The sequence below is a fragment of the Aestuariimicrobium sp. p3-SID1156 genome (assembly GCF_025144225.1).
Taxonomy (GTDB): Bacteria; Actinomycetota; Actinomycetes; order Propionibacteriales; family Propionibacteriaceae; genus Aestuariimicrobium.
This window is the reverse complement of record NZ_JALXXB010000010.1, coordinates 90,667-101,994: the sequence shown is the minus strand read 5'-3', so window position 1 is coordinate 101,994 and position 11,328 is coordinate 90,667. Positions and strand designations below refer to the sequence as shown.

The 11,328-nt window shown below is 68.5% G+C and carries 10 protein-coding genes; 5 read left to right on the top strand and 5 right to left on the bottom strand.

Going from position 1 to position 11,328, the window contains the following annotated elements; all coding sequences use genetic code 11:
* Positions 1-32: 32 nt before the first annotated feature.
* The gene (locus tag M3G03_RS11020) at positions 33-1,883 is read right to left on the bottom strand and encodes a hypothetical protein (protein WP_259809855.1); all 1,851 of its coding nucleotides are present in this window, start codon (positions 1,881-1,883) and stop codon (positions 33-35) included.
* 129 nt (positions 1,884-2,012) lie between these two features.
* On the opposite strand from M3G03_RS11020, the gene M3G03_RS11015 reads away from it, so the two are divergent.
* The 5 genes from M3G03_RS11015 to M3G03_RS10995 are packed head-to-tail and all read left to right on the top strand — an operon-like array spanning position 2,013 to position 6,811.
* A complete protein-coding gene (locus tag M3G03_RS11015; RefSeq protein ID WP_259809854.1) occupies positions 2,013-3,398 on the top strand; it encodes a DUF6350 family protein in 1,386 nt (461 codons plus the stop codon).
* Positions 3,399-3,407: 9 nt separating this feature from the next.
* The gene (gene purN / locus M3G03_RS11010; RefSeq protein WP_259809853.1) at positions 3,408-4,028 is read left to right on the top strand and encodes a phosphoribosylglycinamide formyltransferase; all 621 of its coding nucleotides are present in this window, start codon (positions 3,408-3,410) and stop codon (positions 4,026-4,028) included.
* Positions 4,028-5,590 carry a bifunctional phosphoribosylaminoimidazolecarboxamide formyltransferase/IMP cyclohydrolase gene (gene purH, locus M3G03_RS11005; RefSeq protein ID WP_259809852.1) on the top strand — a complete coding sequence of 521 codons (1,563 nt, stop codon included), beginning with the start codon at positions 4,028-4,030 and terminating at the stop codon, positions 5,588-5,590. Before purN ends, purH begins: the two co-directional genes overlap by 1 nt.
* A 31-nt stretch (positions 5,591-5,621) precedes the next feature.
* Positions 5,622-6,482: a bifunctional methylenetetrahydrofolate dehydrogenase/methenyltetrahydrofolate cyclohydrolase gene (locus M3G03_RS11000; RefSeq protein ID WP_259809851.1), complete on the top strand. Its 861-nt coding sequence runs from the start codon at positions 5,622-5,624 to the stop codon at positions 6,480-6,482.
* Between the two features lie 8 nt (positions 6,483-6,490).
* Positions 6,491-6,811, top strand: coding sequence for a DUF3017 domain-containing protein (locus tag M3G03_RS10995; RefSeq protein WP_259809850.1), 321 nt, complete (start codon positions 6,491-6,493; stop codon positions 6,809-6,811).
* Between the two features lie 62 nt (positions 6,812-6,873).
* On the opposite strand, the gene M3G03_RS10990 is transcribed toward M3G03_RS10995, so the two are convergent.
* The 4 genes from M3G03_RS10990 to M3G03_RS10975 all read right to left on the bottom strand — a co-directional run bounded on the left by M3G03_RS10990 (position 6,874) and on the right by M3G03_RS10975 (position 11,251).
* Positions 6,874-7,860 (bottom strand): malate dehydrogenase, encoded by a 987-nt coding sequence (locus tag M3G03_RS10990; protein ID WP_259809849.1) that lies wholly within the window; start codon positions 7,858-7,860, stop codon positions 6,874-6,876.
* Between the two features lie 212 nt (positions 7,861-8,072).
* Positions 8,073-9,707 (bottom strand): cation acetate symporter, encoded by a 1,635-nt coding sequence (locus tag M3G03_RS10985; protein WP_259809847.1) that lies wholly within the window; start codon positions 9,705-9,707, stop codon positions 8,073-8,075.
* On the bottom strand, positions 9,707-10,093 hold the full coding sequence (locus tag M3G03_RS10980) for a DUF485 domain-containing protein (RefSeq protein WP_259809843.1): 387 nt from the start codon (positions 10,091-10,093) through the stop codon (positions 9,707-9,709). Before M3G03_RS10980 ends, M3G03_RS10985 begins: the two co-directional genes overlap by 1 nt.
* 270 nt (positions 10,094-10,363) lie before the next feature.
* Complete coding sequence (locus M3G03_RS10975; RefSeq protein ID WP_259809842.1) at positions 10,364-11,251, bottom strand: formyltetrahydrofolate deformylase; 888 nt, start codon at positions 11,249-11,251, stop codon at positions 10,364-10,366.
* Between the last annotated feature and the right edge of the window lie 77 nt (positions 11,252-11,328).

Sequence of the window (11,328 nt, the reverse complement as noted above, 5' to 3'; positions counted from 1 at the left end):
CGCTTCTGTCTGGATGACGGCTCGTGCGGTGGTCAGCGACTTTGGGTGATTCGTTGGCCAGCGCGGGCAGTCACGGAGGCCCAGGAGTCGGTGCTGAAGTCGAAGTTCTTGCGGGTGTTGCTGACCAGGTAGGTGACTCGGTTGCCGGCCTGGGCCACCCCGACCCGGAACTGTACGGACTCGGTCTGGGAGGTCTTCTGCGTGACCAGGAAGACCTGGCCGACCACCTTGACGCCACCCTGCCCCTGGGTGGTGACGGTCTTGCTGTCGCTGATCTTGGCGGTGTCGGAGCGCTTGGCGCACTCTGCGATGCTCTTGCCGAGCGTGGTGGCGAACTCGCCGGCCGCCTTCTCGTCGGCGAACTGATAGCGCACCTGGTCGACGCCGAAGCCCTCGGGGGCGGCGTCGTCCTGGTCAAGAATGTAGCTGCGCTGCTCTCGAGCGGTGGGTCCGTCCACGCTGGCGAGCGTGAGGTTCTCGCACTGGCTGCCCCGGGTGGTGACGGTGCCGGGCTTCACGGCGCTCCAGATGCCGGCGCCCTGGGTGATACGCGGCAGGTCGGAGGTGGCCAGCCAGCCCTGGATCGGTGTCGGGGGGACGACCTGGTCGCTCACCGTGATGTCGGTGGGGCAGGTGCCGTCCGCCGAGGCGCAGAGACGCTTGATGGTCGGGGTGATGGCCTCCACAGCCTGCTTGGCGCCCAGGGCCTGGTTGTTGCGGGAGGCATCCATCATCGTCACGACGGTTCCCGTCCGGCTCAGGACGATGGTGTGGAAGACCGACGGCTTGCGCTGCTCCTCGACGGTCATCGCGAAGGAGTCGTCGGTGAGTCCGGCCACCTGGTGGGCGTTCACCAGAAGAACGGGGATGTCATCGCACGCGGAGAGCTTGGCGAGCCGCTGCTGGTAGGCCTGCTTGGCCAGGTCCTCGGAGGCGTAGTTGTCGATCCGCTGCAGGGCTGCCAGGGAGTTGTCGGAGGTGGCGAGGGCGCGCTGCCGGGTGGCCTGGGAATTGGGCAGTCCCTGGGGCACGCTCATGCAGGTGACGAAGTTCGAGCTCGAGTCGACCTCCTTGAGCGTCTGGACCACCTTCCAGCCGGAGCCGCCCAGGGCACCTGCCTCCTGGTCGTCCATCAGGGACTGGTCATCGACCTTCGGAGGGGTCGACGGCGTGGCCGAGGTGCTCGGAGACGTGGTCACCGTGATGGTCTGGCCATCCTTCATGGTGCGTTGCCAGACCAGGTAGAAGGCTCCGGCGGCCAGGGCCAGCACGAGGACGCCGGCGAGCAGGCGCATGGGCCAGGGATTGCTGCGGCGGGGGCGGGTGGCCAGCTCATCGACCCCATCAGTGGCGGAGGTCGCGCTCCCGGTCGCCGCAGTGGCTGCCGACGCACCGCCCGCCGCGACATCAGAGGGACGGACGGCGGTGGGCTGGGAGGCTGCGATCGCGGTCGGGGTCACCGGCGAACTGAAGTCGGGTCCGGGGACCGGTGTGTCGCCGGGGAGGTCAGGGGCGGTGGTGGAGCTGGCCGCCGACCTGCGCGGAGCCGGACCGACGCCACCATCAGCGCCAGCGGAAAACCCCCGACGCCCATGGGCTGCCACGGCTTCGGGCGGAGGGGGCGGCACCGAGGCTGACCCCGGCACCGAGCCGGGCCTCATGAAAGGGGCATGGGCTTCGGGGATTGAGGGGGAGGAAGCGCGGCCGGGTGTGGGATCTGCGTCCGCTGCGGGGGCGGGCGTCTGTGGCGAGAACGCCTCGGGCAGGAAACGCTCGCCTCGGGTGGTGTCAGCTGCGGTATCGTCGACGGCAGGCTGGTCGACGGCGTCGGCCTCAGCGCTCCGGCGGGCGCGGCGGGGTGCCTCATGGCGTTCGTCGGTCACGTGGTCCTCCGGTTGGCAATGGGGCAACCCCGGCGGATTCTGGAGCCGGGGCATCGGTCACTCTACCAAGACGCCACTTCGACCCCATGAGGCGAGCCGACAGACGTACCGAGCAGCGCGAGGAGACCAGTGGCGAGGCAGCGACGTGGCGAGGCGAGCGGTGAGCTCGACGTGGTCGTCGAGGGCGGCGGGGAACAGCCCCTACGGCGCCCCGAGCCACTGCTTCCGTGGTGGGCGGCAGCGGCCGCCGGGGGTGCGCTCCAGGCTGCCGTGATGTGGGTCCTGGTCTGTGGCGCCTTCGCCCTGGGGTGGATCGCCGCCCCTGACCTGGAGCCGGGCACCGTCATCCTGGCCGGGACTCGGACCTGGCTGCTCACCTACTTCACCGGAGCCCAGCTGGGCGATGTCATGATCACCCTCACCCCGCTGGGGCTCACGCTCCTGTCGGTCCTGATCGGTGCCGGGCTCGCGTCCTACGCCACCACCCAGGCCCGGCTGGCGGCCCCCGAGGAGCTCACCGGTCGTGAGCGCCGCGCGATGGCCCTGCGGGTCATGGGCGTGTTCACCGCCGCACACGTGCTTGCGGTCCTGGTGCCCAGCTTCCTGGTGGCGACCGGGGAGGAGCCGGCCCGGGCCCTGGTCGGTGCTGCCGGCGTGGGGCTGGTGGCCAGCTCTCTGGGCGCTATCAGGGGGACGCAGTGGCGGGTCACCGAGGACTGGCCCGGCTGGGCCCGTCCCATCCCTGCCGCCGTGGGGGTCGGTGTCGGCATCATGCAACTCGCCGGGCTGCTGGTCCTGGGGGTCGGGGTGACGCAGGGGAGCGCGCAGATCATGGAGCTCCACCGCGACCTCGACCCGGGCACCCTGGGGGGGATCCTTCTGGTGGTCCTGCAGGCCCTGTGGGTGCCCAACCTCATCGTCTGGTGCTCCTCCTGGGCTTTGGGGGCCGGGTTCCAGGTCGGGGCCGGGTCGGTGGTGACCCCCGTCACCACCGAGCTCGGCCTGATCCCCGCCATCCCGATTCTCGGGGCCCTACCGGCCCAGGGGGAGGGTGGCCAGTCCCAGCTCTGGTGGCTGCTGTCCGGCGTGCTGGCGGGCGTGGCCTGCGCGGTGGTCGTGCTGCGGCGGCGTCCTCGCGCCCGCTTCGATGAAACCGCCCTGGTCGGGGGACTTACCGGCGTCCTGGCCGGTCTGGCGTGCGTCCTGCTGGGGCTGCTGGCCAGTGGCGGGCTGGGAACGGGACGCCTGGCTGCCCTCGGCGTCCGACCCACTGCGCTCTTCGTGATGGCACCGACCCTGTTGGGGCTGGCTGGCGTGCTCACCGGAGCTGTGTGGGGGCTGCTGCGGCGACCCGAGCCCGCAGAGGGGCTCGCTGCCGGCGATGACGGGGAGGAGCCGCTCCACATCCACCTGGAACCGACCGAGACGAAGCCGTCGCGGGGCGCCGGCAACACCGACGAGGAGGAGACCCGGCAGATCGACAGAGGGATCCATGGCCCTGCCGGGGACCGATAGGCTGAGCCGGTGAGCTACCGCGTCCTAGTGCTGCTGTCGGGGTCCGGCACCCTCTTCCAGGCGCTCGCCGACCATCTGGCAGGCCGAGAGGACGTCGAGATCGTGGCGGTCGGCGCCGACCGCGCGGGCGTCGAGGGCCTGTCCCGTGCCGAGCGCCTCGGCATCCCGACCTTCGCCCACCCCTATGTGAAGGGCGGCGACCGAGCCCAGTGGGATGCCGAACTGGCGGAGCTGGTGGCCGGCCACGAGCCGGACCTGGTCGTCAGTGCCGGGTTCATGAAGCTTCTGGGGGGCGCCTTCCTGGCCCGTTTCGGTGACCGCACCATCAACACCCACCCCGCGCTCCTGCCCAGCTTCCCCGGCATGCACGGTCCGCGCGACGCCCTGGCCCACGGGGTCAAGGTCACCGGTGCCACGGTCTTCGCCGTCGACGAGGGTGTCGACACCGGCGTGATCCTGGCCCAGGGGGCCGTGGAGGTGCTGCCGGAGGACACTGTCGAGTCCCTCCATGAGCGCATCAAGGTCGTCGAACGCCGGCTGCTCTGCCGGGTCGTGGACGACTTCGCGACCTCCCACGCCGTGCAGCCCGCCCCGTCTTCCCAGCCCACCGCCACCACTGGAGAACACTGATGACCGACAATCGACTGCCCCTCCGTCGCGCCCTCGTCTCCGTCTACGACAAAACCGGCCTGGTCGACCTCGGCCGCCAGCTCGTGGACGCGGGCGTGGAGATCGTCTCCACCGGTGGCTCCTACCGCATGCTCTCCGAGGCCGGGCTCCCGGTCACCGAGGTGGCCGAGCTGACCGGTTTCCCCGAGTGCCTCGATGGACGCGTGAAGACCCTTCACCCTCGAGTCCACGCCGGCATCCTGGCTGACCGCCGCCTCCAGACCCACCGCGAGCAGCTCGACGAGCTGGGCGTTGCCCCCTTCGACCTGGTCGTGTCGAACCTGTACCCCTTCACCGAGACCGTGGCCTCGGGCGCCACGGCCGATGAGTGTGTCGAGCAGATCGACATCGGTGGCCCCTCGATGGTGCGGGCAGCAGCCAAGAACCATCCCAGCGTCGCGATCATTACCAGCCCCGAGCAGTACTCGCAGGTCACCGAAGCCCTGGCGTCCGGTGGTTTCACCCTGGCCCAGCGCCGTCAACTCGCTGTGCAGGCCTTCACCCACACCGCCTCCTACGACATCGCGGTCGCCAGCTGGATGGGCACTGTGCTCACCGACACCAGCGAGGGGAGTGGTTTCCCCGCATGGGTCGGAGCGTCCTGGAGCAAGCAGGCGGTGCTGCGCTACGGCGAGAACAGCCACCAGAAGGCGGCCCTCTACCGCAACGGCCACGGCGCTGCCGGCCTGGCCGGCGCCGAGCAGCTCGGCGGCAAGGAAATGAGCTACAACAACTACGTCGACACCGACTCAGCCCGTCGTGCTGCCGCCGACTTCGACGAGCCGGCCGTGGCGATCATCAAGCACTCCAACCCGTGCGGTATCGCGATCGGCACGGACATCGCCGCGGCACACCGCGCCGCCCACGAATGCGACCCGCTGTCGGCTTTCGGCGGCGTCATCGCGGCCAACCGCCCCGTGACCCTGGCCATGGCCGAGCAGGTCAAACCCATCTTCACCGAGGTCATCGTCGCCCCCGACTACGAGCCGGAGGCGCTGGAGGTGCTGCAGACCAAGAAGAACCTGCGCATCCTCAAGTGCGAGGAGCCCCACCGCGGTGGGGTGGAGAGCCGCCACATCGACGGCGGCATGCTGATGCAGCACGCCGACGTCTTCCAGGCCGAGGGCGATGACCCGGCGAACTGGTCCCTGGTGGCAGGCGATGCCGCTGATGAACAGACCCTGACCGACCTTGCCTTTGCCTGGCGGGCCTGTCGTGCGGTGAAGTCCAATGCGATCCTGCTCGCGAAGGACGGCGCCTCGGTGGGCGTGGGCATGGGCCAGGTCAACCGCGTGGACTCCTGCAAGCTGGCCGTGGAACGCGCTGGCGAGCGCGTGCAGGGTTCGGTCGCGGCCTCGGATGCCTTCTTCCCCTTCAGCGACGGACCAGCGATCCTCATCGAGGCCGGGGTGAAGGCGATCGTGCAGCCCGGCGGCTCGGTGCGCGATGAGGAGACCATTGAGCTGGCCACGAAGTCGGGCATCACCATGTACTTCACCGGCACCCGCCACTTCTTCCACTGATCCCACACCGCACCGAACGAAGGGGAATGCGATGACCGCGCAGAAGTTGGACGGCAAGGCCGTCCACGCCCAGATCCGCGAGGAGCTCAAGACCCGCGTCGGCGTGCTCGCCGAGCAGGGGATCGTGCCCGGCCTGGGAACGGTGCTGGTCGGTGACGACCCGGCCAGCCAGCGCTATGTGGGCATGAAGCACCGCGACTGCGAGGAGGTCGGCATGACCTCGATTCGCGTCGACCTGCCCGGCGACATCTCCCAGGAACGCCTCGCCGAGGAGTTGCAGCGCCTCAACGAGGACCCAGCCTGCACCGGCTACCTGGTCCAGCTGCCTCTACCTCGCCACCTGGACGAATTCGCTGCCCTGGAGGCTGTCGACCCCGACAAGGACAGTGACGGTCTGCACCCCACCAACCTCGGACGTCTGGTGCTCAACGAGCCGGCCACCCTGCCCTGCACCCCTCGGGGCATCGTGGAACTTCTCCGCCGCCACGACATCCCGCTGGCAGGCGCCGAGGTCTGTGTGATCGGACGCGGCACGACCGTGGGGCGCCCGCTCGGCCTGATCCTCACCCGCCGCTCGGAGAATGCCACCGTCACCCTCTGCCATACCGGCACCCGTGATGTCGCCGAGCACACCCGACGTGCCGACATCGTGGTCGCTGCCGCTGGGGTGCCGCACATGGTGACCGCCGACATGGTCAAGGAGGGTGCGGTGCTGGTCGACGTCGGCGTCAGCAGGGTGGATGGGAAGACTGTCGGTGACCTCGCCCCCGATGTCTGGGAGAAGGCTGCCTGGGTGACTCCGAACCCCGGCGGTGTGGGCCCCATGACCCGTGCGATGCTGCTGAGCAATGTGGTGGACCGCGCCGAGCAACTGGCCGACATCACCGGCTGAACCTGGCGATGAACTCTACGGGGGGCGGGTCCTGGATCGGACGACAACTGGCGCGGGCACGCCGCCAGTGGCCGATCGTGCTCGTGCTGCTCTGCCTGCTGGTCTCCTGCGCGGTGCTCGCCACCGGGCACTGGCGGCGGGGAGCCTTCGCCTTCGCCTGCACCGTCGCCCTGGCGGGGGTTCTGCGAACCCTGCTGCCCTCACGCATGGTGGGTCTGCTGAAGGTTCGCTCGCGTTGGGCTGATGCCCTGCTGCTGGTCACGGCCGCTGCCGCGCTGCTGGTGCTGGTGCTGGTCGTGCCGGCCTCAACGCCACCTTCCCAACGCTGAGCGCAGAACAGCCCGCCCCCGAAGGGACGGGCTTGTTCGTGGTGCAGCCAGAGGGGGTCGGCTCAGATGAGGCCGAGCTCCTTGACGGCGTCGCGTTCCTCGGCGAGTTCGGCGACCGAGGCGTCGATCTTGGCGCGCGAGAACTCGTTGATCTCCAAGCCCTGGACGATCTCGTACTCCCCATCCTTGACGGTGCAGGGGAAGGATGAGATCAGGCCCTCCTGGACACCATAGGAGCCATCCGACGGAACGGCCATGGAGACCCAGTCACCCTCGGGGGTGCCCAGCGCCCAGTCGCGCATGTGCTCGATGGTGGCGTTGGCAGCCGAAGCCGCCGAGGACAGGCCACGGGCCTCGATGATGGCCGCACCGCGCTTGGCGACGGTGGGGATGAAGGTGTTCTCCAGCCACTCCTGGTCGTTGACCAGGGCGGCGGCCACCTGGCCGTTGACCTCCGTGTGGAACAGGTCGGGGTACTGAGTGGAGGAGTGGTTGCCCCAGATGGTCATCTTCCTGATCTCGGAGACCGGGACGTTCAGCTTCTGCGCGAGCTGGGCGATGGCGCGGTTGTGGTCCAGACGGGTCAGGGCGTTGAAGCGCTCCCTGGGGATGTCGGGAGCATTGGTCATCGCGATCAGGGCGTTGGTGTTGGCCGGATTGCCGGTCACCAGGACCTTGATGTCGTCTGCGGCCGAGTCGTTGAGGGCCTTGCCCTGGGCGGTGAAGATCGCGCCATTCGCGCTCAGCAGGTCGCCGCGCTCCATGCCGGCCTTGCGGGGCATGGCGCCGACGAGCATGGCCAGGTTCGCGCCGTCGAAGACCTTGTGTGCGTCGTCGCCGATCTCCACACCGGAGAGCAACGGGAAGGCGCAGTCATCCAGCTCCATGACGACGCCCTCGAGCGCCTTGAGGGCCGGGGTGATCTCGAGCAGGCGCAGTTCGACGGGGGTGTCGGGGCCGAGCAGGGCGCCACTGGCGATACGGAAAAGCAGGCTGTAGCCAATCTGGCCGGCAGCACCGGTCACGGCAACCTTCACAGGAGTGCTCACGGGATTCCTCTCATCATCGAGTTCGGGCCGGGGCACAGGCACCGCGGTCCACCACCCCGAGCCTATCGAATGGGTGTCGCCCCTCCCAAGCGTGGTCACCGTGGATGCGGGCAGCCAGGTGTGGGGAAAGTCTCTCGAACGCCGACTGGCGGCGTCCCGTGGGTGGGACGCCGCCAGTGGGGCGATCAATGGTGCCGCAGGGCGGGCAGTGATCAGTGGGCGATGGCACCTTCGGCGCCGGCGCCGGTGAGGGAGCGGACCTCCATCTCGGCGGCCTTGCCCAGGTCAGGCTGCTCCTTGGAAAGCAGCGTGCCCAGGATGCCGGCCAGGAAGCCAACCGGGACCGACACGATGGCCGGGTTGTCCAGCGGGAACCAGGAGAAATCCGCGTCGGGGAACATCGAGGTCGGCGTGCCCGAGACGGCGGGGGAGAAGATGATCAGCACGATGGCGCTGACCAGGCCGCCGTAGATTGACCACAGGGAGCCCTGGGTGTTGAACCGCTTCCAGTACAGCGAGTACAGGATCGAGGGCAGGTTCGCCGAGGCCGCGACCGCGAAGGCCAGGGACACCAGGAAGGCGATGTTCTGGCTCTTGGCAGCGATACCACCGACGATGGCCAGGACGCCGATGACGACCACGGTGATGCGGGCGACCCTGACCTCCTGCTCACCGGAGACGGTGCCACCCTTGATGACCGAGTTGTAGATGTCATGGGCGAAGGAGGCCGAGGCGGTGATGGCCAGGCCGGCGACCACCGCGAGGATGGTGGCGAAGGCGACACCGGCGATGACCGCCAGGAAGATGGTGCCGCCGATGCCCTTGCCGGGCAGGAAGAAGGCCAGTGCCGGGGCAGCAGCGTTGGCCTTGCCAGGCATGCCGTCGATCTCGTTCGGCCCCACCATCCAGGCAGCGCCGTAGCCGAGCACGAAGGTGAACAGATAGAAGGCGCCGATCAGGCCGATGGCCCAGGTCACCGAGCGGCGGGCCTCCTTGGCGGTGGGCACGGTGTAGAAGCGCATCAGCACGTGGGGCAGGCCGGCAGTGCCGAGCACCAGGGCCAGCGACAGGGAGACGAAGGCCACCTTGGACTCAGCGGTCTTGCCGTACTTCAGCATCGGGCTGGACAGGTCGACGGGCTTGCCGAGGTCGGCCTGGTGGGTGGCATTGGCCTTGCCGATGAGGGAGGACAGGTTGAAGCCGGTCTTGGCCAGCACCCACAGTGTCATGATCCCGGCACCCGAGACGAGCAGGATGGCCTTGATCATCTGCACCCAGGTGGTGCCCTTCATGCCGCCGATGAGCACGTAGGCGATCATGAGCACGCCGACGACGGCGATGACGACGTCCTGGATGATCGGGTCCTTGACGCCCAGCAGCAGGGAGACCAGTCCACCGGCACCGGCCATCTGGGCCAGCAGGTAGAAGAAGGAGACGGCCAGGGTCGAGGTGGCAGCAGCCAGTCGGACCGGGCGCTGCCTCATGCGGAAGGACAGTACATCGGCCATCGTGTACTTGCCGGTGTTGCGCAGCGGCTCGGCGACGAGCAGCAGGGCAACCAACCAGGCCACCAGGAAGCCGATGGAGTAGAGGAGGCCGTCGTAGCCGGACAGAGCGATGGCGCCGACGATACCGAGGAAGGAGGCTGCCGACAGGTAGTCACCGGCGATGGCCAGCCCGTTCTGGCGACCGTCGAAGGAGGCGCCGCCGGTGTAGAACTCCTTGGAGCCCTTCTTGCCGCCGGTGGAGACGCGGATCACGATCGTCAGCGTCACGACGACGAAGGCGACGAAGATGGCAATGTTCAGAGCGGGGTTGCCGAGCTTGGTTTCCATGAGCGTGAGCATCAGCGGCCACCCTCCAGTTCAGCGCGCAGCTTGGATGCGATGGGATCGAGGTTCTTGTTGGCGTGGCGGATGTAGAGCCACGTGATGAGGAAGGTGGTCACGAACTGCATCAGGCCGAGCACGATGCCCAGGTTCACGTTGCCGAACACCTTGATCTTCATGAAGTCCACGGCGTAGGTGCTCAACAGCACGTAGCCCATGTACCAGACCAGGAAGGCGATGCTGAGGGGGAACGAGAAGCGGCGGAATCGCTGGCGCAACTCGTCGAACTCGGGGGAGTTCTGCATGTCGATGAAGGCCTGCTCGCTGATTGCGCCGGCGCCGGCTGGATGCGCGCCGTCCGGCTGCTCAGGCAGCGTCCCGCGCTGGGGGTCCGGAGTTGTCACGAACTCTCCTTGGAACTTGACCCGTCATTGGGTCAGGTGGTGACGGCGCCGCGTGAGCAAACGTGCTCGTGTGCGGTGGGTCCGCCGGACATGTGGTCACGTCTGCTGAGGAACGTACCCGAGCCGCACCTCTCTCGTCATCAAGAAATCGCCAGTTTCCTTACAACGTCTTGGTCACGATTTCGTGCTGGCTCCCGATCCTCAGTCATCGTGGTGATTTCATTCCCCGTTGGGTGAAAGCGGGACCCGCGAGCTGTGAGGGCTGCGGGCTCAGAGGATGACGGTGCGCACCCCGTCAAGGAAGACCCGTCGCTCGGCGAAGAGCTGCACTGCGGCGCTCAGGGTGCGGGACTCCTCGTCCTGACCGATCTCCACCAGCTGCCTGACGGTTCGGGAGTGGTCCACCCGGCGCACGTTCTGCTCGATGATCGGGCCCTCGTCCAGGTCGGGGGTGACGAAGTGGGCGGTGGCGCCGATCAGCTTCACCCCCCGCTCATGGGCCTGGCGGTAGGGGTTCGCCCCCTTGAAGCCGGGCAGGAAGGAGTGGTGGATGTTGATCGCCCGGCCCGCCAGGTCGTCGCACAGCTCGGGGGAGAGGATCTGCATGTAGCGGGCCAACACCACGAGCTCGATGTCATGGGCCTCGACCAGCTCCCGCACCCGGGCCTCGAAGACGGGCTTGGTCTCCGGGAGCACGACATGGTCCTCGAAGGGGATCCCGTAGAAGCCTGCCAGCCCTCCGAGGTCCGGGTGGTTGGCGAGGACGCGCGGGATCTCGATCGGGAGCTGCCCCGAGCGTTGGCGGTAGAGGAGGTCGTTGAGGCAGTGCCCGGCCTTGGACGCGAGCACCAGGGTGCGGACGCGGTGGCCGGCCTCGTGCAGGGTCCACTCGGCGTCCAACTCGCCGGAGACCCCGGTCAGCAGCTCGGAGAAGGCGGCCTCGTCCAGGGCGCTGTCCACCTCGATGCGCATGAAGAAGCGTCCGGTGTCCACCGAGCTGAACTGGCTCAGTTCGGTGATGTTGCCACCCCCGGCCGAGCAGGCCCCGGTCACGGCGTGCACGATGCCGGGCCGGTCCTGGCAGCTCACCGTCAACACCCAGTGGTGGGTGGCAGTGGGCTGGTCGGTCGGCAGGGGAGCAGTGCGGGACTCAGGCATGGCGTCCAGCTTAGGGGGGCTCGGGCGGCCTGCTTCCGCTGAATGCCCACCGCGACGGCCGCCAACGTCTTTCCGAT